At 72.2% G+C, this 21,238-nt stretch carries 18 protein-coding genes, 1 tRNA gene and 1 pseudogene; 7 read left to right on the forward strand and 13 right to left on the reverse strand.

The window, feature by feature from the left end; genetic code table 11:
• Positions 1 to 889: threonine ammonia-lyase (locus JGS22_RS05555; RefSeq protein ID WP_216814850.1), on the forward strand; the 889-nt coding region annotated here is incomplete at its 5' end.
• Positions 886 to 1,161 (forward strand): acyl carrier protein, encoded by a 276-nt coding sequence (locus tag JGS22_RS05560; protein WP_211040824.1) that lies wholly within the window; start codon positions 886 to 888, stop codon positions 1,159 to 1,161. The genes JGS22_RS05555 and JGS22_RS05560, both read left to right, overlap by 4 nt.
• 49 nt (positions 1,162 to 1,210) lie before the next feature.
• Here JGS22_RS05560 and JGS22_RS05565 read toward each other — a convergent pair whose 3' ends face one another.
• Entirely contained in the window at positions 1,211 to 1,393 is a 183-nt protein-coding gene (locus JGS22_RS05565) for an acyl carrier protein (protein WP_308405799.1), read from the reverse strand.
• A gap of 73 nt (positions 1,394 to 1,466) precedes the next feature.
• Positions 1,467 to 2,423: pseudogene (locus JGS22_RS26045) on the reverse strand (lantibiotic dehydratase); the annotation flags it as partial.
• Between JGS22_RS26045 and JGS22_RS05575 the strand changes: the two are divergent.
• Positions 2,395 to 4,629 carry a lantibiotic dehydratase gene (locus tag JGS22_RS05575; RefSeq protein ID WP_308405531.1) on the forward strand — a complete coding sequence of 745 codons (2,235 nt, stop codon included), beginning with the start codon at positions 2,395 to 2,397 and terminating at the stop codon, positions 4,627 to 4,629. The pseudogene JGS22_RS26045 and the gene JGS22_RS05575 sit on opposite strands and share 29 nt — an antisense overlap.
• A 190-nt stretch (positions 4,630 to 4,819) precedes the next feature.
• On the opposite strand, the gene JGS22_RS05580 is transcribed toward JGS22_RS05575, so the two are convergent.
• The gene (locus JGS22_RS05580) at positions 4,820 to 5,446 is read right to left on the reverse strand and encodes a hypothetical protein (protein WP_211041456.1); all 627 of its coding nucleotides are present in this window, start codon (positions 5,444 to 5,446) and stop codon (positions 4,820 to 4,822) included.
• 301 nt (positions 5,447 to 5,747) lie between these two features.
• Positions 5,748 to 5,821, reverse strand: a tRNA-Thr gene (locus tag JGS22_RS05585).
• Positions 5,822 to 6,113: 292 nt separating this feature from the next.
• Here JGS22_RS05585 and JGS22_RS05590 point away from each other — a divergent pair.
• The 3 genes from JGS22_RS05590 to JGS22_RS05600 all read left to right on the forward strand — a co-directional run bounded on the left by JGS22_RS05590 (position 6,114) and on the right by JGS22_RS05600 (position 8,742).
• Complete coding sequence (locus tag JGS22_RS05590; protein WP_211041455.1) at positions 6,114 to 7,238, forward strand: ABC transporter ATP-binding protein; 1,125 nt, start codon at positions 6,114 to 6,116, stop codon at positions 7,236 to 7,238.
• A gap of 310 nt (positions 7,239 to 7,548) precedes the next feature.
• Positions 7,549 to 7,974: a hypothetical protein gene (locus tag JGS22_RS05595; RefSeq protein ID WP_211041454.1), complete on the forward strand. Its 426-nt coding sequence runs from the start codon at positions 7,549 to 7,551 to the stop codon at positions 7,972 to 7,974.
• 27 nt (positions 7,975 to 8,001) lie between these two features.
• Positions 8,002 to 8,742 (forward strand): nucleotidyltransferase family protein, encoded by a 741-nt coding sequence (locus JGS22_RS05600; protein ID WP_211041453.1) that lies wholly within the window; start codon positions 8,002 to 8,004, stop codon positions 8,740 to 8,742.
• A gap of 447 nt (positions 8,743 to 9,189) precedes the next feature.
• On the opposite strand, the gene JGS22_RS05605 is transcribed toward JGS22_RS05600, so the two are convergent.
• The 7 genes from JGS22_RS05605 to JGS22_RS05635 form a co-directional block, all read right to left on the reverse strand.
• Positions 9,190 to 11,103, reverse strand: a complete 1,914-nt coding sequence (locus JGS22_RS05605; RefSeq protein ID WP_211041452.1) for a DoxX family protein — start codon at positions 11,101 to 11,103, stop codon at positions 9,190 to 9,192.
• 128 nt (positions 11,104 to 11,231) lie between these two features.
• Positions 11,232 to 12,185: a 23S rRNA (guanosine(2251)-2'-O)-methyltransferase RlmB gene (rlmB, locus tag JGS22_RS05610; protein ID WP_211041451.1), complete on the reverse strand. Its 954-nt coding sequence runs from the start codon at positions 12,183 to 12,185 to the stop codon at positions 11,232 to 11,234.
• A 135-nt stretch (positions 12,186 to 12,320) separates the two neighbouring features.
• On the reverse strand, positions 12,321 to 13,721 hold the full coding sequence (gene cysS, locus JGS22_RS05615) for a cysteine--tRNA ligase (protein ID WP_211041450.1): 1,401 nt from the start codon (positions 13,719 to 13,721) through the stop codon (positions 12,321 to 12,323).
• 146 nt (positions 13,722 to 13,867) lie between these two features.
• Positions 13,868 to 14,281, reverse strand: a complete 414-nt coding sequence (locus JGS22_RS05620) for a PPOX class F420-dependent oxidoreductase (protein WP_211041449.1) — start codon at positions 14,279 to 14,281, stop codon at positions 13,868 to 13,870.
• Between the two features lie 374 nt (positions 14,282 to 14,655).
• Positions 14,656 to 15,198, reverse strand: coding sequence for a 2-C-methyl-D-erythritol 2,4-cyclodiphosphate synthase (ispF, locus tag JGS22_RS05625; RefSeq protein ID WP_211041448.1), 543 nt, complete (start codon positions 15,196 to 15,198; stop codon positions 14,656 to 14,658).
• Positions 15,188 to 15,946, reverse strand: coding sequence for a 2-C-methyl-D-erythritol 4-phosphate cytidylyltransferase (gene ispD, locus JGS22_RS05630; RefSeq protein WP_211041447.1), 759 nt, complete (start codon positions 15,944 to 15,946; stop codon positions 15,188 to 15,190). Before ispD ends, ispF begins: the two co-directional genes overlap by 11 nt.
• A gap of 669 nt (positions 15,947 to 16,615) precedes the next feature.
• Positions 16,616 to 17,098 carry a CarD family transcriptional regulator gene (locus tag JGS22_RS05635; protein WP_211041446.1) on the reverse strand — a complete coding sequence of 161 codons (483 nt, stop codon included), beginning with the start codon at positions 17,096 to 17,098 and terminating at the stop codon, positions 16,616 to 16,618.
• Between the two features lie 627 nt (positions 17,099 to 17,725).
• Between JGS22_RS05635 and JGS22_RS05640 the strand changes: the two genes are divergently transcribed.
• Entirely contained in the window at positions 17,726 to 18,379 is a 654-nt protein-coding gene (locus JGS22_RS05640; protein ID WP_211041445.1) for a copper chaperone PCu(A)C domain-containing protein, read from the forward strand.
• A gap of 413 nt (positions 18,380 to 18,792) precedes the next feature.
• Here JGS22_RS05640 and phoP read toward each other — a convergent pair whose 3' ends face one another.
• Positions 18,793 to 19,464, reverse strand: coding sequence for a two-component system response regulator PhoP (gene phoP, locus JGS22_RS05645; RefSeq protein WP_505011422.1), 672 nt, complete (start codon positions 19,462 to 19,464; stop codon positions 18,793 to 18,795).
• A 5-nt stretch (positions 19,465 to 19,469) separates the two neighbouring features.
• Complete coding sequence (locus tag JGS22_RS05650; protein ID WP_236073036.1) at positions 19,470 to 21,041, reverse strand: sensor histidine kinase; 1,572 nt, start codon at positions 21,039 to 21,041, stop codon at positions 19,470 to 19,472.
• Between the last annotated feature and the right edge of the window lie 197 nt (positions 21,042 to 21,238).

Raw genomic sequence — 21,238 nt, forward strand, 5'->3', positions numbered from 1 at the left:
GCTCGGCGGCTCGTTCAAGACCCGCGGCGCGGCCAACGCCGTTCTCGCGCTCGGCGCCCGGCGCATCGTCACCGGCTCGTCGGGCAACCACGGCATCGCCCTCGCCCGGATCGCCCGGCGGCTGCGCGTACCGCTCGTCGTCGTGCTGACCGCCGCCGCGTCGCCCGCCAAGGTGGCCGCACTCCACGCGCTCGGCGCCGAAACCGTGCTCACCGAGGGCGGGGTCGAGGAACGCGAGGCACGCGCCCGCGCCCTGGCAGAGGAGACCGGTGCCGTACTGATCCCCTCCTCCGACCACCCCCTCGTGGTCGCCGGTCAGGGAACCGTCGGCGCGGAAGTGCTCGCCGAGGCACCGGAGACCGAGGCGCTCTACGTTCCGACGGGGGGCGGCGGACTACTCGCGGGCACCTGCCTCGCGGCGATCGGGCGCCCGGTCCGGGTGGTCGGCGTGGAGCCGGCTCTCACCCCCCGCTACGCCCGCTCGCTGGCCGCCGGCCGGCCCGTGCGGCTGCCGCCCTGCACAACCGTCGCGGACGGGCTGCGGGGCCAGAGCCCGGGCGCCGTCCCGTACCCGATCGTCCGGGACCACGTCGACGAGCTGATCGTCGTCGGGGAGGAGGCGATCCTGGCCGCCGCCGAACAGCTGCGCCGGCTCGGCGTGCACGCGGAACCCAGCGGGGCGGTCGCCCTGGCCGGGGCGCTGCGAGCGGGCCGCCGCGAGCGGGCGGTGGCCGTCGTCTCCGGCGGCAACACCCCCGAACGCCTCGCCGCCCTCTGCCGCTCCCGCACCGGCGCCGAGCGGGGCACCGCACCCGAAACCGCCGACCGCCCCCACGGGCACCAGACCCCACTCCACTCACACCAGCACCCACAGGAGCACACGCCATGAGCACGGACACCACCGTCACCACCCCGACCGCCACCGCCGGAACGGAGGCAACCGGCACCGAGGAACTGCTGGTCGAGATCTTCCGGGAGGTGCTGGGCGCATCCGAACTCGACGCCGACGCCGACTTCTACGAGGCCGGCGGCGACTCCCTGACGGCGTTCCAGATCACGGGCCGCTTCCAGGACGAGCGGAACATCGAGGTCCCCGTCTCGCTGGTCTTCGCCTACCCGACACCGCGGGAACTGGCCGAGGTCATCGACACGGACTTCTGACCGGCGGGCCGGGCGCGCAGACCACCCTCCCGCACGCCCGGCCCGCCGGTCAGAAGTCCGTGTCGATGACCTCGGCCAGTTCCCGCGGTGTCGGGTAGGCGAAGACCAGCGAGACGGGGACCTCGATGTTCCGCTCGTCCTGGAAGCGGCCCGTGATCTGGAACGCCGTCAGGGAGTCGCCGCCGGCCTCGTAGAAGTCGGCGTCGGCGTCGAGTTCGGATGCGCCCAGCACCTCCCGGAAGATCTCGACCAGCAGTTCCTCGGTGCCGGTTGCCTCCGTTCCGGCGGTGGCGGTCGGGGTGGGTGTCGGCGGGCACGTCCAGCCGCCACACCACCCAGCGGCGCGTGACCAGTTCCTCCAGCAGGGCGGGCACGTCGACCTCGGGCGCGGTGTGAGCCAGTTCGGCGGCGATGGCGCGGGCCGGACGGACGCCGTCGCAGAGGTCGAGGACGGCGGCGGTGTGTGCGGGGACGTCGATCGGGCGCCGGCCGGGGACGCGGACCGTACCGTTCGCGACGGAGACGAAGGGCACTCGGCGGGGCGCCGTCCACTCCCGCAGCACGGGGTCGGCGTCCAGGGTTTTGACCAGTGCGTCGATGGCCCAACTCGCCCAGTACACGGTGGAGTCGGAGATCAGCCCGACGCCCGGGTCCACCGCGACGCCCGGGGCGCCTGTCCGCTCGGTGTCGAGGTCCCAGCGGCCCCAGCCGACGGGGCCGAAGAAGCCGATGGTGTCGTTTTTGACGCAGAAGCGCTGCCAGTAGTGGGCGACGAGTTCCTCGCGCTGTCGCGGCATGCTGCTGCGTTTGTCGGTGGCGGGGTCCCAGCGCAGGAACGGGGCGATACCGGAGGTGAGGACCGGGCGGTTCTGCCAGGCGACCGCTTCCCGGAAGGCGGGCGTCCGGGCGATGTGCTGGAGCGTACGGGCGGTCTCCACCGCGGCCTCGTCGACCAGCCCTGCGAAGGCCGTCCAGTCGGGGCCGGTGAGCGGGTCCTGCGGCGCGAACTTGTCGGCGGCCTCGGCGAGTCCGGGGGGTGCCAGGCGCAGTACGCCCTCGGCGGGGAAGCCCGGGCCGCGCAACGCGAACTGCTCCCACAGCCGCCAGCGGCCGAGGGACGTACTGCGCCTGGCACCCCCCGGACTCGCCGAGGCCGCCGACAAGTTCGCGCCGCAGGACCCGCTCACCGGCCCCGACTGGACGGCCTTCGCAGGGCTGGTCGACGAGGCCGCGGTGGAGACCGCCCGTACGCTCCAGCACATCGCCCGGACGCCCGCCTTCCGGGAAGCGGTCGCCTGGCAGAACCGCCCGGTCCTCACCTCCGGTATCGCCCCGTTCCTGCGCTGGGACCCCGCCACCGACAAACGCAGCAGCATGCCGCGACAGCGCGAGGAACTCGTCGCCCACTACTGGCAGCGCTTCTGCGTCAAAAACGACACCATCGGCTTCTTCGGCCCCGTCGGCTGGGGCCGCTGGGACCTCGACACCGAGCGGACAGGCGCCCCGGGCGTCGCGGTGGACCCGGGCGTCGGGCTGATCTCCGACTCCACCGTGTACTGGGCGAGTTGGGCCATCGACGCACTGGTCAAAACCCTGGACGCCGACCCCGTGCTGCGGGAGTGGACGGCGCCCCGCCGAGTGCCCTTCGTCTCCGTCGCGAACGGTACGGTCCGCGTCCCCGGCCGGCGCCCGATCGACGTCCCCGCACACACCGCCGCCGTCCTCGACCTCTGCGACGGCGTCCGTCCGGCCCGCGCCATCGCCGCCGAACTGGCTCACACCGCGCCCGAGGTCGACGTGCCCGCCCTGCTGGAGGAACTGGTCACGCGCCGCTGGGTGGTGTGGCGGCTGGACGTGCCCGCCGACACCCACCCCGACCGCGCCCTGCGCAGCTGGCTGGCCGCCGTCGGCGACCCGGCCGCCCGCGAGCGCGGACTGGCCGCCCTGGACCGGCTGGAACGCGGACGCGCCCGCGTGGCACAGGCCCGCGGTGCCGACGAACTCGTCGCCGCCATGGTCGAGTTGGAGGCGGAGTTCACCGAGCTGACCGACGTACGCGCCACCCGGGAGAAGTCCGCCACCACCGCACCGTGCCGCGCCACCGTCTACTCCGACGCGCGCCGCTCCGCCACCGCCACCACGGGGCCCGCCGTACTGGAGACCCTGCGTCCCCTCACCGCCCTGATGGACAGCACCCGTTGGCTGACCTCCGGCCTCACCGCCGTGGTCACCGCCGAGGCCCGCCAGGTGTACGCCCGCCTCGCCGCCGAGGGCCCGGTCGACCTCGCCTCCTTCTGGTTCGCCTGCCTGCCCGTGCTGCACGGCTCCGCCCGCACCGCGGCCTCCGATCTCCAGACGGAGTTCGCCCAACGCTGGCAACGCATCCTCAACCCCTCCGCCTCCGACGACCCCGCCACCGCCGAACGCCCCGACTCCACCGCAGGACCCGACGCCGCACGCCCCGACGCCGCGCACCCCGACTCCGCCGACCCCGCGGCAGCCCCAACGCATCCCCCCGCGCAGGCACCCACCCACCGCCGGCTGACCGTACGACTGGCCGACATCGAGGAGCGGGTGCGCGCGGAGTTCGCCGGGGCGGGCGAGAGCTGGACCGCGGCCCGCTCTCTGAGCCCCGACGTGATGCTCGCCGCCGACGGCCCGCAGGCCGCCGCCCGCGGCGAGTTCACCGCCGTACTCGGCGAACTCCACCTGGCCTCCAACACCCTGGGCGCCTCCCTCTTCACCCACCAGCACCCCGACATCGCCGAACTCCTGCAACTCACCGACCGGGACCACCCCGCCCCCCGGCTGCTGCCACTGATCCCCAAGGAACACCGCTCCCGGCTCTCCGCCCGGGTCCGGCAGACCCTCGTACGCCCCCAGGACCGCCAGGTCGCCCTGGCCGACTTCACCGCCGACCCCGCCCGACCGCACACCTTCCGCAGCTCGGACGCCACCGTGGAGGACCACGACGGCACTCTGCGGGTCCGGCTGCCGGACGGTTCGCACTTCCCGGTCACCGACGTGTTCTCCCACGTTCTGACCACACTCGCCATGGACCTCTTCCAGGTCCTGCCCGACGCCGACCACACCCCACGCGTCACCGTGGACCGACTGGTGATCGCCCGCGAGACCTGGCGCACACCGTCCGCCACCGACTTCGCCGAGGAGAAGGACGAGGCCCGACGCTTCGTCCTCGCCCGCCGCTGGCGCGCCCGACTGGGCCTGCCGCGCTTCGTCTTCGTGGTCTCCCCGACCGAATCCCGGCCGTTCTACGTGGACTTCGACAGCCCGGTCTACCTCACCATCCTCGCCAAGGCACTGCGCCGCCTCACCCGCAAGGACCCGGGCGGCACCGTACGGATCACCGAGATGCTCCCCTCCCCGGAACAGAGCTGGCTCACCGACGACCAGGGCCACCGCTACACCTCGGAACTCCGCTTCGTCGCCACCGACACCACCCCCTGACCACCCACCCCCGAACACCAGAAAACCCCGGGCCACAACCAACGTGACCCGGGGTCCTCACCGAGCCCCCTGCCGGAGGCCGGTCGCTCGGTGGGCAACTGGATCTACTGCCGGCGCTGACTGGGCGCCCGCAAACCCACGCGCCCCGTCAGCGCTCGGAGGAACCTGCAGAGCGGAGGCGCTGGCGCCATCACTCAACCTGCAGGGGAGCGACTGCGAGCTGTTCCCTGTGGGGCCACGTGAACGTGCGGTCGGGTTCGAGGTGGGCGTCCCCCCAGTGGATGACGTGTATGCCGTCTTCCGCATCTGCCGTGAAGAACACGCAGACCAACCTGGTGGAAGCTCCCAGCTCCTCGAACGCTTCGTGGAGCCCGAGGTACTCCTCCGTCACCAAGTCCTCGTCGACGTCGAAGAGGCCTTCCGGCGGTTGCGGCCCATGCGCCCGGAACAGCCTGCGCCGAGTCGGTGACGCATTGGCCGGCAGCCGCGCTCGGTCAAGAGGCTTCGGGCTGGCTGCATAGCGGAAGGGGAGGAGTGCGTGACCGTTGATCACCGCGTACTCGTACCCCCGCACATCTCGGACGACCTCTCCCAACTCGCGCGCCATGGCCGCCAGATTCCCGCGCACCACACCGGCAAGGGCGACACCGTACGGACTTCGCTTCTTCAGCCCGGCAGCGAGGTGCGCAGCATGAGCCTTCCCGTGCGCCTCGGCCAGCTGCGCCGGAATCGCAGAGACAAGCGCACCGGCTTGTCGGCCGAACCGCTCGACAGCCCAGTCCGATGGCCCTACCGAATAGGCACCCAACACCGACATGCAGTGCTCCCCTCGTCCGGCTCCCGCCTCTGAACTGTGTGACATGGCCACGAAGGGCACACAAGGGGGCGATCCGGCCAGAGCATGGCCATGCGTGCGCTTCCCGGAACAGCCACTGTTGATCACGACGGCAGTGATCTGCTGCCGCGCCGCATGGGAGACGCCGCCTGCCGCGCCTGCTGGGCCCGCTGAGACCACCGACAGCCGTACGACCCGGAGTCGACGCCGACGACGCGCGCACTGAGCCCCCGAGCAGCAGAAAACCCCAGGTCAGAGACCATCTGACCTGGGGTTCCACAGGAGCCCCCTGCCGGAGTCGAACCGGCGACCTACGCATTACAAGTGCGTTGCTCTGGCCAGCTGAGCTAAGGAGGCGCGCGGCGGGTCGTGCCCGAGGCGTACGCCCGCGCGGTGCGGCACCACTCTACAACGCGCGCCGCCGCACCGGCCAAGGCGTTCCGCGCCCGGCAACACCGGTACGGACGGTACGGGGCGGTGGCGGTAGCGGGTGGGGGACGGGCCGGGAAGTGGTGGAAACCGGCAGGTCGCCGGGGGCTGACAAGCCGGGTGCGGGCGGGTTAGCGTCAGGCGGCGTCCACGTCCGTGGGCGGCTCTCCCTTTACTCGGATCGTCCGGCACGTTCCTGCCGGTGAAGGAGTACAACAGCATGGCTACGGTCACGTACGACAAGGCTTCCCGCATCTACCCGGGCAGCGACAAGCCCGCCGTCGACCAGCTCGAGATCGAGATCGAGGACGGCGAGTTCCTCGTCCTCGTCGGCCCCTCCGGCTGTGGCAAGTCCACCTCCCTGCGGATGCTCGCGGGCCTGGAGGACGTCAACGACGGTGCGATCCGGATCGGTGACCGCGACGTCACCCACCTTCCGCCCAAGGACCGGGACATCGCCATGGTGTTCCAGAACTACGCGCTCTACCCGCACATGTCCGTCGCCCAGAACATGGGCTTCGCGCTGAAGATCGCGGGCGTGCCGAAGGACGAGATCCGCAAGAAGGTCGAGGACGCCGCCAAGATCCTCGACCTCACCGAGTACCTCGACCGCAAGCCGAAGGCGCTCTCCGGCGGTCAGCGCCAGCGTGTGGCGATGGGCCGCGCGATCGTCCGTGAGCCGCAGGTCTTCCTCATGGACGAGCCGCTGTCCAACCTGGACGCCAAGCTGCGCGTCCAGACCCGTACCCAGATCGCCTCGCTCCAGCGGCGGTTGGGCATCACCACCGTCTACGTCACCCACGACCAGGTCGAGGCCATGACGATGGGCGACCGCGTGGCGGTCCTGAAGGACGGCCTGCTTCAGCAGGTCGCCTCGCCGCGCGAGATGTACGACCGGCCGCAGAACCTCTTCGTCGCCGGCTTCATCGGCTCGCCCGCGATGAACCTGGTCGAGGTGCCGATCACCGACGGCGGCGTGAAGTTCGGCAACAGCGTGGTGCCGGTGGAGCGTTCGGCCGTCTCCGAGGCAGCGGACAAGGGCGACACCACGGTCACCGTGGGCGTCCGCCCGGAGCACTTCGACCTGGTGGACGGCGAGTCCTCCGGCAAGACGGTCAGCAAGGACCAGCCGGCGGGCATGGCCATCACGGTGAACGTCGTCGAGGAGCTCGGCGCCGACGCGTACGTCTACGGCACCGCCCATGTCGGCGGGCAGGAGAAGGACTTGGTGATCCGGGTCGGTGGCCGCGAGGTGCCGGAGAAGGGTTCCGAGCTGCACGTCGTGCCGCGGGCCGGGGAGACCCACGTGTTCGCCACCTCCTCCGGCGAGCGCCTGAGCGACTGAGCGAACCGCCGGGCAGCACCGGGCCGCCCGAGACCGGGCAGCTCGTCGCACCGAAACGTCCGCCGGGACTGATCCGTATCAACTCCGGGTAGGCAGAGGGGCCTTGTATCCGCGCACAGCGGACACAGGGCCCCTTTTCGGTCCCCGTGCGTCAACACGTCACCCGCACCAAACGCCGATTATTACCTCGTCAGAGTGACTGAATGTCGCTGGACGGCAACTCCTCGCTACCATCACTGGTGGCTCCGTTTACCGGGGTCTGTCCGCCCCTGCCCCCGAACCCGGGGGCACCGTCGCGAGGAATCAACCAGTGAATCAGGCAGCAGTACGCCGTATCGGCAGAACTCTCGCCCTCGTCCTCCCGGTTGTCCTGGTGCTGTCCGGGACGCTCGCAGTCGCCCAGGTGCCGTGGGCGATGGCCCCTTCGGAGTCGCAGGTGCTCGCCTCGGCCGCCGACGAAGGCCTCAACGAGTCGACGACCTCACGGAGTCCGGCCTACATCAAGCTCCAGGACGGCCTCGTCGAGGAACTCCGCGCACAGGACCCGGGCGTCGCACTCACCAGTCTCCAGCGAGCGGTCGACCGCAAGCCGTCGCTCGCCGCGCACTGCCAGGACCTCGCCGAGGTGCTGGGGCGCGAAGCGGTGCTCAAGTACGGCTCGGTGGAACGCGCTCAGGAGTTCTCCCGCCCGGTCTGCGACACCTCCTTCGCCTCCGGCGTGGCCGAGAGCCGCTGACCGCACCCCCGTGCCTACCGTGCGGGCATGAGCCCGCGCGTGCACGAACTCCCCACGCAGGCGGTGATCCTGGCCGGTGGCCAGGGTTCCCGCCTGCGGCCCTACACCGACGACCGGCCCAAGCCGATGGTCGAGATCCCCGGCACCGGGACCCCGATCATCGGCCACCAACTGGCCTGGCTCGCCGAGGAGGGCGTCACCGACGCGGTCATCTCCTGCGGGCACCTCGCCTCCGTGCTGGAACGCTGGCTGGCGGAGACCGAACTGCCGCTGAGCACCCGCACGGTGGTCGAGACGGAACCGTTGGGACGCGGTGGCGGCCTCAAGTACGCCGCCGCCGCGCTCCCCCGCCCCGACGAACCCTGGTACGCCACCAACGGCGACATCTGGACCCGCTTCCCGCTGCGCGAGATGGCCGCCTTCCACGCCGAACGCGGCGCTCTCGCCACCCTCGCCCTCGCCCGGCCGCAACTGCCGTGGGGCGCGGTCCGCACCGACGACTTCGGCCACGTCGTCGACTTCATCGAGTCCCCGACGGTCAACTTCGAGGTGAACGCGGGCGTCTACGTCTGCGCCGCCGAGTTCGCCGCACTGCTGCCGGAACGCGGCGACCACGAACGTACGACCTTCCCCGGCCTCGCCCGCCAGAACCGGCTGGCCGGCTTCCCACTGCCCCACGGCGCGTACTGGCGGGCCATCGACACCGCCAAGGACCTCACCGAGGCCGCCCGCGAACTGGCCCTCCCCCGCGACCGCCCTGCCGACTGACCGGCCGACGGCCCCACCACCCGACCGACCGACCGGCTGACCGGCTGACCGGCTGACCGGCTGACCGACGGACGGGCCAACGGGCCGCCGAACAGGGCTGGTACGGCAACCGCATGCTTTCCGCTCGCCCAGCGCGGGGCCGTGGCACGCCGGCTCGGCGGACTCCACCGGGCACGTGCCGCGAAACGGAGGGGCCCCTCACGGCGTCCAACTCCCGTGCGGGGCCCCTCCGTTCGACTCGCCGGCCACACCGCGCCCGTACACGCACGGGCGCGTCCACCGGCCGACCCGTACTGACACGATCCGGGCCCACGACCGAGCCGTACGCACACGATCCCGCCCCGAGGCCGCCCCGTACGCGTACGGGCCACCGACCGCCCCGTACGCGCAGCCGCCGCTGCCGCCCCGCGATGTGACGCCACGGGGCGGCAGCGGCGGCGGACGCCGTCAGCGGCCGAGCAGGCCGCCGAGTGCGCCGCGGCCGGAGCTGCCACCTTCGTCGCTCTCGCGCTGCGCCTCGCCGCCGCCGTCGCCACCACCGGCACCGCCGTTGTCGGGGGCTTCGCCGCCGCCCGTGGTGGGCGCGGGTGCCTCCGGCTGTTGCGGAGGTGCGGGCTGGTTCTGCTCCTGCTCGGGCGGCGGGGCCTGGACTGTCTGGTCCTGGCTGGGTCCGCTCCGGGCGCCGCCGTCGGCGCCGGGCCCCTGGCTCGGCGGGTCGGAGCGCCGCTGGTCGGGGTCGGCGGACTGGCCGGCGGTCGGTTCCGCGCCGGGCCCCTCGGTGGCCGAGGGCGTCGCGGAACGCGGCTCCTTCGGCGCGGGCGAACCGGGCAGGTTGTTGCGCGGCGCCTCTCCGGGCTCCGGAACGGTCGCGACCTGGGAGGACCGTACGGCGCTGCCGAGGATCGAGCCGATCAGCAGTGCCAGCCCCACGAGCAGCGTCACCAGCAGCACGCCCCGCCGGAGTACCCGCCGGCGCAGGTCGACCAGCCGGGAGCGCGGCCCGAGCGTCCGCCAGGCCTCTCCCGCCAGGCGGGCGTCGAGCGAGTAGACGGGGGCACCGGCGATGATCAGCGGCGACCAGGCGGCGAGGTAGATGATGTCCGGTGCGTCGTAGGCCGCCACGGTGTTCCAGCTGATGGTCATCAGCAGCACCACCGACAGCAGCGCGCCGACGCCGGCCACCGCGCGTTGCCAGAGGCCGAAGATCGTCAGTACGCCGACGACGACCTGGAGGAAGGCCACCGTCAGACCGGCGCCCACGGGGTGCGAGACGGCGAAGTCGTGCAACGGCGAGGCGATGGACCACGGTTCGAGCCCGCGCAGCCAGGTCACCATGGAGCCGCGCTCGCCACCGTCGAAGTAGACCGGGTCGGTGAGCTTGCCCATGCCCGCGTAGAGCGAGATGAAGCCGAGGAAGAAGCGCAGCGGCAGCAGGACGATGCCGAGGTTCATCCGGCGGTCCGGGTAGTACGCGTGGCGGGTCGCCTCGCGCGTCGAACGGCCTTCCCCGCGGCCGGAGTCACCGCTCTCGGCGGGCAGCGGCGCGGCCCGGCGGCGGGCGTCCTGCCCGTCGGCGTCCCGGAGCCCGTCGCCGGCCGACCGCTCGGCGGCGCCGTACGGGTCGTCGGGGTCGTACAGGTCGTCGGGGTCGTACGGTCCGGTGCCGTACGGGTCGTACGCGGGGTAGGGCTGGGACGGGTCGGGGTCGACGTCGTACGCGCCGCGTGCCGGCGGTGCGCTGCCCAGCAGCGGGGGCGCCGGCTCCGGCAGCCGCGGGCGCACCACCGTGGGCGGGTCCTCCCAGTCCGGCTGGGGCCGCGGCAGCGTCTGGGTGGTGGCCGCGAGCGGCTCCTCGTCCAGCACCGGCGGTACGGGTGATGCGGTCGACTGCCGCACCGCGCGCAGGAGTTGCCCGGCCTCCGCGTCGCCCGGCATCGTGCGACCGCTCCAGACGACCGGCGGACGGCGCCGGGCGGCGGGCCGGTCGCCGGCGGCGGTCGGCGCCGAGCCCCCGGGAACGCGCGGAACGCCGCCGAGCAGTCCGCCCGCGCCAACGCCGAGGGACGGGCTCGCGGGGTTCAGCAGCGGTACGGGAGCGCCGGCCGCGGAGACGAGTCTGCGGCCCGAGGCGTGCGGGGTGCGCCCGGGCGCGGCACCGGCCTTCGACGGCACGGCGCTCGCGGCGACGTGGCGGCTCTGGACGGGGGGCGCGCCCAGCCGCACCCGGAAACTCACGTTGTTGACGATCACCTGTGCCGGGTCTGACGGCACCTTGACCGCGCTCAGCACCGACTGGCTGTCGTACGAACCGGGCGGGCTCTCCCCGGTGGGCGTGCGGGGTGTTCTGGTGTCCACACTCATCTAACCGAGTGACGGACGCTTAGGACACTGCCTTGACGGGCCGGATCTGTCCGCGACCCGTCAAGGCTCGGTCAAGTGCGGGCCACGACGCCCGGCTCACGCCGAACGCCGGGCCCCCAGCTGCCGGTTCAGGCGCGGCGGCGAGAAGCCTCGTAGAGCACGACGCCCGCCGCCACGCCGGCGTTGAGCGACTCGTCGCCGCCCGGCATCGGGATGCGCACTCGCAGGTCGCAGGTCTCGCCGACGAGCCGGGACAGGCCCTTGCCCTCGCTGCCGACGACGATGACGACCGGGCCGTCCAGCGCCTCGACCTCGTGCAGGTCGGCGTCACCGTCGGCGGCGAGGCCGACGACGAAGCAGCCCGCCTTCTGGTACGCCTCCAGCGCCCTGGTCAGATTGCTCGCCCGGGCGACCGGCGTACGGGCCGCGGCACCGGCGGAGGTCTTCCAGGCGCCCGCCGTCATGCCGGCGGCGCGGCGCTCGGGGATCACCACACCGTGCCCGCCGAACGCCGAGACCGAGCGCACCACGGCGCCCAGGTTCCGCGGGTCGGTGACACCGTCGAGCGCGACGATCAGCGGGTCCTGGCCCTCGTCGTGCGCGGCGACGACCAGGTCGTCGGGGTGCGCGTACTCGTAGGGCGGGATCTGCAGGACCATGCCCTGGTGGTTCAGCCCGTCGGTCATCCGGTCGAGCTCGGCGCGCGGCGCCTCCATCAGGTGGATGTCACCGAGGTCGGCGGCCAGGCGGAGCGCGTCCCGCACCCGGTCGTCGCTGTCGATGAACTGCTGCACGTAGAGGGTGTTGGCCGGAACGCCGTCCCGCAGCGCCTCGTAGACCGAGTTGCGGCCGACGACCAGCTCGGCGGTGCCCCTGGCACCGCCCCGGCGCGGAGCGGGCCGACCGGTGGCCTTGCGAGCGCGGGCCTGCGCGGCACGCTGCTTGGCGTGGCCCTTGCGCATCTCGGCCGGCGGCGTCGGGCCCTTGCCCTCCAGGCCGCGCCTTCGCTGGCCGCCGCTGCCGAGCTGGGCGCCCTTCTTGTTGGCTGTACGGCGGTTGCGCCGTTGGCTGTTGCCCGCCATGGGAGGTCCTCATCTTTCGGGTACGTCAGAAATTGTCTCAGGGCCGGCGCGCACCGCGACGCGCAGGCGATCCGGGCGGGAGCACGAGGGCCCGTACGGCTCGTACGGGCCGCGCTTCCCGCGCGGGACGGGTGCTCAGCTCTGGCCGAGCTCCCAGCGCGGGCCGGACGGGGTGTCCTCGATGACCAGACCGGAGTTCTGCAGCTCGTCCCTGATCGCGTCCGCGGTGGCGAAGTCCTTGCGAGCACGGGCGGCCTGCCGCTGGTCGAGCAGCAGCCGCACCAGGGCGTCCACCACTCCGGTCAGCTCCTCGCCCCGCTCGCCGCCTGCGGAGCCCCAGCTCTCGTCGAGCGGGTCGAGCCCCAACACGCCGAGCATGGCGCGCAGTTCACCCAGGGCCCGCAGGACGCCGTCCTTGTCCTCGGCGCTCAGCGCGGCGTTGCCCTGGCGCACCGTGTTGTGGACGACGGCGAGCGCCTGCGGGACCCCGAAGTCCTCGTCCATCGCCGCCGCGAACTCCGCGGGCACCTCGGCGTCCGGCTCGACCGGCCCCGCCTGCTCCACCGCCCGGTGCAGAAAGCCCTCGATCCGCGCGAAGGCGGTCTCGGCCTCCCTCAGCGACTCCTCGCTGTACTCGATCATCGAGCGGTAGTGCGGGGTGCCGAGGTAGTAGCGCAGCACGATCGGCCGCCAGCGCTTGACCATCTCGGAGATCAGCACCGAGTTGCCCAGTGACTTGGACATCTTCTCGCCGCTCATCGTCACCCAGGCGTTGTGCAGCCAGTAGGCGGCGAAGTCGTCGCCGTAGGCGGTGGACTGCGCGATCTCGTTCTCGTGGTGCGGGAAGACGAGGTCGACGCCGCCGCCGTGGATGTCGAACGCGGCGCCGAGGTACTTGTGCGCCATCGCCGAGCACTCCAGGTGCCAACCCGGACGGCCGGGCCCCCAGGGGGTGTCCCAGTACGGCTCGCCGGGCTTGGTCGCCTTCCACATGGCGAAGTCGCGCGGGTCGCGCTTGCCGGTCTCGCCCTCACCCGCGGGCTGGCGCAGATTGTCCAGCTCCTGGTTGGAGAGGGAGAGATAGTTCGGACAGGACCGCACGGCGAAGTAGACGTTGCCGTCGGCGGCGTAGGCGCTGCCCCGGTCGATCAGGACCCGCATCATCTCGATCATCTCCGGCACATGGCCGGTCGCCCGCGGCTCGTACGTCGGCGGCAGGCAGCCGAGCGCGGCGTAACCGTCGTTGAAGGCCCGCTCGTTCTCGTAGCCGATGGCCCACCAGGGGCGCTGCTGCTCGGCGGACTTGGCGATGATCTTGTCGTCGATGTCCGTCACATTGCGCACGAAAGTGACCTCGTAGCCCCGGTAGCCGAACCACCGACGCATCACGTCGAAGTTGAGCCCCGAGCGGATGTGCCCGATGTGCGGTGCCGACTGCACGGTGGCGCCACACAGGTAGATCGAGACACAGCCCGGCAGCAGCGGGGTGAAGTCACGGATCTGGCGGGCGTGGGTGTCGTACAGCCGAATGGTCACCCGACAAGGGTAGTGGAAACCGGCACCGACTCCAGCCGCCCGAACGGTGCGGACCCGAGCCGGTGCCGGCTCCCCGGCTCGCGCCGGAGCCGGCGGCGGCCGACTGCGGAGTCGCAACCGTCCCGGTCCGGGCGGCGTTCAGCTGCTCAGGCCAGCCCGCCCTGCCCGACGACCTTGCGCGGGGTGACTCGTACGACGACCCGCGCCGGCTCGTCGGCCGCCGACGGGTTGAACTCGACGTAGCTCTTGCCGACGTACTTCTGCGCCAGCTCGTCGATCAGCTCCTGGCCGCCCTCGGTCGTCATCGTCACCGAACCGCGCACCTCCGCGTAGGAGTACGGCTCGTCGGCCGGCTGCACCACCACGGTGATCCGGGGGTCGCGCTCCAGGTTCCGGGTCTTGCGGCGACCGAGGACGGTGGAGAGCAGCAGTTCGTCCCCGTCCCGCTTCACCCACACCGGAGAGACCTGGGGGCTCCCGTCGGGCTGGATCGTCGCCACGTTGACGAAGACCTTGCTGTCGAGCAATTGCTTGAGCTTGTCGGTGAAAACGACGGACACGATGAGCCCCTGTTCGTGAGATTCGGTACTCGCTGTACGGGCGGGTGCCACGGGCACGGACGCCCCGTACGACGGTAGTTCAGCGGACGGCGGCATCGGGGCTCTTCGCCCGGCCCGCCGCCGAACCGCACCGCGCACCGTGCGCATGCCGTGCCGGCCGGTGCGGTGCCTGTCGTGTCGCGTCGTTTCGCGTCGTTTCGCGTCGTGCAGTGTCGCGCTGCGAGTCGAACCGCCGGGTGCGACGGGGGCCCCGGCGCCCCGGCCGGCGGTGGACCGGATCGGGGCCCGCTGCGGGGCGCCCCGCAGCGGGCCCGCTGCCGCCGACTCGCGGCCTCGCGCACCTCGTCCGGCGCGGGGCCGGGCGGGCGCGCCGGCTACCGGGAGCGGACGATCAGGGCGGTGGCGGTCGCGGCCAACCCTTCGGCGCGACCGGTCAGTCCGAGCCCGTCCGTCGTCGTGCCGGAGACCGAGACGGGCGCGCCGACTGCCGCGGCGAGCACCTGCTGCGCCTCCTCGCGCCGGGTACCGATCTTCGGCCGCACCCCGATCACCTGGATCGCCACGTTGCCGATCTCGAAACCGGCGGCCCGTACGATCCGCGCCGCCTCGGTGAGCAGCGCGACGCCGGAGGCGCCCGCCCACTCGGGGCGCGAAGTACCGAAGTGCAGGCCGAGATCGCCGAGCGACGCCGCGGAGAAGAGCGCGTCGCAGGCGGCGTGCGCGGCGACGTCACCGTCCGAGTGACCGGCGAGACCGATCGGCTCGCCCTCCGGGGTGCGCGCGTCCCAGCGCAGGCCCGCACACCACAGTTCGCGCCCGGTGGCGAAGGCGTGCACATCCGTACCGATGCCGACCAGCGGCAGCCCCGGCCGCGCGGGAGCAGGGGCCGTGCCGGGAGCCGGGGAATCAGAAGCCATCGGTGGCCCTCCTTCGGGCGAGCACAGCCTCGGCGAGTACGAGGTCGAGAGGTCGGGTGATCTTGAAGGCCTCTTCGTGGCCCGGCACGATTAGCACCGGACGCCCGAGCCGCTCGACCATCCCGGCGTCGTCCGTGGCGCCCTCGCCCTCGAGGCCGATACGGCGGTGCGCCTCGTCCAGCACCGCACGGTCGAAGCCCTGCGGGGTCTGGACCGCACGCAGTCGCCCGCGCTCCGGCGTCCCGGTGACGGTCTCCGGGCCGCCGGATCCGGCGGCCGGCTCCACCTCCTTGACCGTGTCCGCGAGCGGCATCCCCGGCACGACGGCGGCAGCGCCCGCCCGGACCGCGGCGATCACCGCGGCAACCGTGTCCAGCGGCACCAGGGGCCGGGCCGCGTCGTGCACCAGGACGACGTCCACATCGGTGGGCAGAGCGGCCAGCCCGCGGCCGACCGACTCCTGCCGGTTCTCGCCGCCGGGTACGACCAGCACCTCGGTGACGTCGTAGGCGGGCAGCGGGTGCGCGTCCAGCAGGCGACGGACCTCGGCGACCCCGTCGTGGGGTGCGACCACCACGACCAGATCGACCGCTCGGGCCAGGGCCATCGCTCGGACGGCGTGCACCAGGATCGGTGTACCGCCCAGCGGGCGCAGCGCCTTGGGAGTGCCCGGGCCCAGCCGGGTGCCGAGGCCTGCCGCCGGAATCACGGCGGCGGTACGCGCAGGGGGTCTGGTTTTTTCGGCCATTCCTCGCTCGTGGGGCTCGTTCGGGCGCTCACGGCCCGTATCGCTCACACCGCCCGCCACCGCTTCTCGGCGTGTCGTGCGGCTGCTCGGACAGGTTTGTGTGCACGGCCAGGTTTGTGGCCGCGGGGTGCTTGGGTATGGGCCGTAACGTGCCGGGTGGCACGACTGAGCAGCCCTTCCGTGACAGCGCTCGGTCGGCAGCCCGGGCCCGGCACTCGCCGCGGCACGCGGCGGGTACGACGTACGGCCACCGGTTGACAGGATTGGTGGCCGTCGTCGGCACTGCCGTAGCGGCGCGCCCTGCGCCACCTCACCCGTCACAGCCCGTCCCAGGCCGGGGACGGCGGGTGAAAGCGGACACGCGGCGCGCTCGCGGGGAGCCGAGCCACTGATGGCGCGGTGCAGCACCCACGCCCCCGCCCCGGGCTGTCGCTGCGGCTTCGAGGTGGGTACGCGCCGCACGACAGAACCGATCGGGAGCGACGGAGCCGCGCGGCGCCCGGCGAGGCGTCACCGCCGCACGCCGGACCGCCGCGATCACGCGGTGCGCCGATCCGCTCGCGTCACCGTCTGCCGTGCAGGGCGTATCGCGGTACGCCCTGCATGCACACGGATCGTGCCTGTGCCTGTATCACCGAGGGCCGCACTGTCATCGGCCCGGTGACGGGGTCAGGACGCGAGGACCTCGTCCAGCAGGGCCTCGGCCTTGTCTTCGTTGGTGTTCTCAGCGAGCGCGAGCTCACTGACGAGAATCTGCCGCGCCTTGGCGAGCATGCGCTTCTCACCGGCGGAGAGACCGCGCTCGCGCTCACGACGCCACAGGTCGCGCACGACCTCGGCGACCTTGATGACATCGCCGGACGCCAGCTTCTCGAGATTCGCCTTGTACCGGCGCGACCAGTTCGTGGGCTCTTCGGCATACGGTGCGCGCAGCACCTCGAAGACCCGATCCAGGCCCTCCTTGCCGACCACGTCGCGCACTCCGACGAGCTCGGCATTCTCCGCGGGTACGCGAACCTCCAGATCGCCCTGCGCGACCTTCAGAACCAAGTAGGTCTTGTCCACGCCTTTGATCTGACGAGTTTCAATTGCCTCGATCAGCGCGGCCCCGTGATGGGGATAGACCACGGTGTCGCCAACCTTGAACGTCATGTGACAGGTACCCCTTCCGTGGCTATCCAGGATAGCACGGCGACAGCGCCTCCCGAATGGCGTTTTCGCAGGTCAGACCGTATCTCAGGGCTTGACAACAGCGCCCGCGACATGCTGAGACCCCCCGTTCCTGACGGGTATTCGCAGGTCGGGACACTTCTCACGGCATCACGAAACACTGCCGCCACAGCGTCCCCGAAGCGGGAAACGAGTGACGTACGTCCGATTTGCCGGATTTTAAGAGAGCGTTGTTCGGCCGGAGTTAATTGATCAACTCACGGCCCGATCAAGAGTCCGTGAACACCCCGAGATCCAATTCACCCGAAGCAGCGACATTCACTTGCCACCGCCCCGTACAGCTCCTCCGCTTCATCACACTTCACGCCTCACTCAGACATACTCCCGTTCACCGCACTTGCGTAATCGAGGTGCTCGTCCGCGGGTCGGCCAGGGGGCTGCGGCAGCCGTCGCGGGCCGGGCGGCGATCGGTCGACAGGCGCTAAGTGCGGGTCGCGTGTGGGCCCGTATTCCGGGGTCGGTACTCTGAGCCGCTGACAGACCCTTGTGACAGTTGCGACCAGACTCTGCGAGCAGCTGCCGAACCCACCGCTAGGAGATGCCGCCGCCGTGAGCAGCAGCCTTCGACGCGGCGCCGTCGCCGCCTCAGTCATCGCGCTCTCGACCCTTTCGCTTGGCGCCTGCGGCGCCGGGTTCGACGCGCAGACCAGCGGAGTGCGCCCGGACAACGCCTCGGTCAGCGTTGACGACATCAAGATCCAGAACATCAACGTCGTCACCTCCGAGGAGAGCGGCAGCCCCGTCGCCGTCACCGCCCGTATCTTCAACGACGGGAACAAGGACGAGAAGCTGACGTCCATCACCGTCCGCGGGGCCGGGAAGGTCGAGCTGGAGCCGGCCGACAAGGGCGACCTCGTCGTACCGGCCGGCGGCTCCCTCAAGCTCGGCGGCGAGGGCAACGCCTCCGCGCAGATCGCCGACGCCTCCGGCATCACCGAGGGCAACGCCCAGTCCGTCAGCTTCAAGCTGAGCGAGACCGGCAGCCTCAGCGCCGACGCGACCGTGGTCCCGGCCGGCGGCCAGTACGCCGACTGGGGCCCGACCCCGCCCGCGTCGCCGTCACCGAGCGAGGACGGCCAGGAGAGCCCCGGCAACACCGAGTCGCCGGGCGCCGACTCACCCGGCGACGACGAGAGCCCCGAGGACGCCGACTCCCCGGGCGCGCAGGAGTCCGAGGGCACGGAGGAGTCTCCCGCCGCCTGACCGCGTTCCCGCAGCGCGCCGCGCTGCCCGCATGCACGCGTCGCGCAAGCCTGCGTACGGCCCGTTCCCTCCCGAGGGGACGGGCCGTACGCACGTCCCCGCGCCCCACGACTCCCGCCCGGCGTCCTGTCGGCCCGTCTGCCTTCGTGCGCCTCCGGTCGGGAGCACGCGGCGATCCGGGCCCGACGACTGCCCCCTCCGCGGCGGCGGACGACTGCCCCGCCTCCGCTCCGGCCCCCTCGTGTACGACGGCGAGCCAGTCCGCTCGGGATGCTCGGCGCGGCGTCCGCCCCGCAGCCTCACGGGTGTGCGCGGTCCGCGGGCGCGGCCGGTGGCGGGATACGGCGAAGGGCCCGGGAGGCGTCGCGTACGACGCCTGCCGGGCCCTTCCGCCCCGCTCCGCGAAGGGCGGTTTACGGCTCGAACTTGTAGCCCAGACCGCGGACCGTCACCAGGTAGCGCGGGGCACCCGGGTCCGGTTCGATCTTGGCGCGCAGCCGCTTGACGTGGACGTCCAGCGTCTTGGTGTCGCCCACGTAGTCCGCGCCCCAGACCCGGTCGATGAGCTGCATCCGGGTCAGTACGCGACCCGCGTTGCGCAGCAGCATCTCCAGCAGGTCGAACTCCTTGAGCGGCAGGTCGACCTTGGCGCCGGCGACCGTCACCACGTGCCGGTCGACGTCCATCCGCACCGGGCCGGCCTCCAGGGCGGCAACGGTCGGCTCGACCACCTCGCCCCGGCGCCGCATCACGGCGCGGATGCGGGCGACGAGCTCGCGCGAGGAGAACGGCTTGGTCACGTAGTCGTCGGCCCCTATCTCCAGCCCGACGACCTTGTCGATCTCACTGTCCTTGGCGGTCACCATGATGACCGGGACGTTGCTTCGGCTGCGCAGCTGGCGGCAGACCTCCGTACCGGGCAGGCCCGGGAGCATCAGGTCGAGCAGGACGAGGTCGGCGCCGTTGCGCTCGAACTCGTCGAGGCCGTCGGGCCCGGTCGCGGCGATGGCGACCTCGAAGCCCTCCTTGCGCAGCATGTAGGACAGCGCGTCGCTGAACGATTCCTCGTCCTCGACAACGAGCACACGGGTCACGGAAGGACCTCCGGGGCGATGATGCGGTCAGTGGGGAAAGTCGAAGGCGACCGGCGTCGGGCGGGACGCGCGGCAGCGGGCGTCCCGTTGGTCGTACGGGCGGGGGTGCTCGGGGCCGGGGCGCCGGTGGCCGGGTGGCCGCCGGGGGGTGCCTGGTCCGCGAGTTCCTGGTGCCGGGGCGCCTCGTGCCGGGCCCCCCGGTGGTACGCCCCGTGGCGGGACTCCCGGCGCGGGAGCCGTCCGTCCGGGGTGCTGCGGTCCGCCGCGGCGTCCTTGCCGTCGGCGGGGCGGGGGACCTCGTCGAAGTCGGGCGCCTCGGCCGGAGGGTCCTCGTCGAAGTCGTCGACCTCGGCCGGTTCCTGGAGTGCGCCGCTGAGCTGGTTGCGGGTGCGGCGGGACTCCTCGGCCCGTTCGCGTGCGCTGCCGGCTTCGGGCAGCCGCAGGGTGAAGGTGGAGCCCTGGCCCTCGGAGCTCCACACGGTGACCTCTCCGCCGTAGGAGGCGGCCACGTGCTTGACGATGGCGAGTCCGAGGCCGGTGCCGCCGGTCGCCCGGGACCTGGCCGGGTCGACGCGGTAGAAGCGCTCGAAGATCCGGTCCTTGTCGCGGTCCGAGATGCCGATGCCCTGGTCGGTCACGGCGATCTCGATCATGTCGCCGCCCGGTTCGCGCACCCGTCGTGCGGCGATGCCGACGCGGGTGCGGGGCGGCGAGTAGTTGACGGCGTTCTCGACGAGGTTGCCGAGCGCGGCGGCGAGCTGTCCGGGGTGGCCCCAGACGTGCAGTTCCTCGGTGCCGCTGGCGGCGATGGTGATGTGCTTGGCGGTGGCGGACTGCCGGCTGCGTTCGACGGACTCGGCGACCAGCTCGGTGACCGCGACCGGCTCGGAGTCGGCCATCGGGTTGTCGTTCTGCACCCGGGAGAGATCGATCAGCTCCTGCACGAGGTTGGTGAGCCTCGTCGCCTCCTTCTGCATCCGGCCGGCGAAGCGATCGACCGCCTCCGGGTCGTCGGCCGCGTCGAGCACCGCCTCGGAGAGCAGGGAGAGCGCGCCGACCGGGGTCTTGAGCTCGTGGCTGACGTTGGCGACGAAGTCGCGCCGGATCGCCTCGATCCGGCGGGCCTCCGTCAGGTCCTCGACCAGCAGCAGGACCAGCCGGGAGCCGAGCGGAGCCACTCTCGCGGAGACCGCGAGCAGATCGCCGCGCCCGGAGGCGCGCTGGGGAAGGTCGAGTTCGACCTGCCGTATCTCTCCGTCCCTGCGGGTCTCCTGTGCCATCTGGAGCATGGGGTCGACCGCGAGCCGACCGCCCCGCACCAGCCCGAGGGCGTACGCGGCGGAGCTGGCCTTGACGACCGAGTCCTCTTCGTCCAGCACGACCGCCGAGGAGCGCAGGACGGAGAGCACGGTGTCGACGCCGGGCGGCAGCGCGGCGACGGTGTGCAGCGAGGAGCGGGTGGGCCGGTTCTGCTCCCGCTCGCTGTAGCGGAACGCCAGCACAGCGATTGCCCCGGTGCACGCACCGACTATCGCTGCCACTGCGGCGACCGCCGCGTTCACGTCCATGTCCTCAGGTTAAGCGGGTCGGCGAACCCGCAGGCAGGGGTCGGGGGGTGGACCGGCCGACTCGTCCCGCAGAGTTCACCACCAGGACAGCGATGGTTCACTCCCCACCTGGCAAAACGGGGCAAAGCCGGGCAGCTCGCGGAGACCGGTCCCGTCTCGCTTCCGGTGTCCCAGAGTTCACCCGTGTGAGGGCGGTG

Origin of the sequence: Streptomyces tardus (genome assembly GCF_018101125.2) — a bacterium.
GTDB classification, from domain to species: Bacteria; Actinomycetota; Actinomycetes; order Streptomycetales; family Streptomycetaceae; genus Streptomyces; species Streptomyces tardus.

Coding starts and splice junctions, on each gene's coding strand:
- JGS22_RS05580 (WP_211041456.1), bottom strand. CDS start 5,446: ATGTCGGTGTTGGGTGCCTATTCGGTAGGGCCATCGGACTGGGCTGTC.
- JGS22_RS05635 (WP_211041446.1), bottom strand. CDS start 17,098: ATGACGTTCAAGGTTGGCGACACCGTGGTCTATCCCCATCACGGGGCC.
- JGS22_RS05600 (WP_211041453.1), top strand. CDS start 8,002: ATGAGCCCGCGCGTGCACGAACTCCCCACGCAGGCGGTGATCCTGGCC.
- JGS22_RS05605 (WP_211041452.1), bottom strand. CDS start 11,103: ATGAGTGTGGACACCAGAACACCCCGCACGCCCACCGGGGAGAGCCCG.
- rlmB (WP_211041451.1), bottom strand. CDS start 12,185: ATGGCGGGCAACAGCCAACGGCGCAACCGCCGTACAGCCAACAAGAAG.
- JGS22_RS05650 (WP_236073036.1), bottom strand. CDS start 21,041: ATGGACGTGAACGCGGCGGTCGCCGCAGTGGCAGCGATAGTCGGTGCG.
- ispD (WP_211041447.1), bottom strand. CDS start 15,946: ATGGCCGAAAAAACCAGACCCCCTGCGCGTACCGCCGCCGTGATTCCG.
- JGS22_RS05560 (WP_211040824.1), top strand. CDS start 886: ATGAGCACGGACACCACCGTCACCACCCCGACCGCCACCGCCGGAACG.
- JGS22_RS05590 (WP_211041455.1), top strand. CDS start 6,114: ATGGCTACGGTCACGTACGACAAGGCTTCCCGCATCTACCCGGGCAGC.
- ispF (WP_211041448.1), bottom strand. CDS start 15,198: ATGGCTTCTGATTCCCCGGCTCCCGGCACGGCCCCTGCTCCCGCGCGG.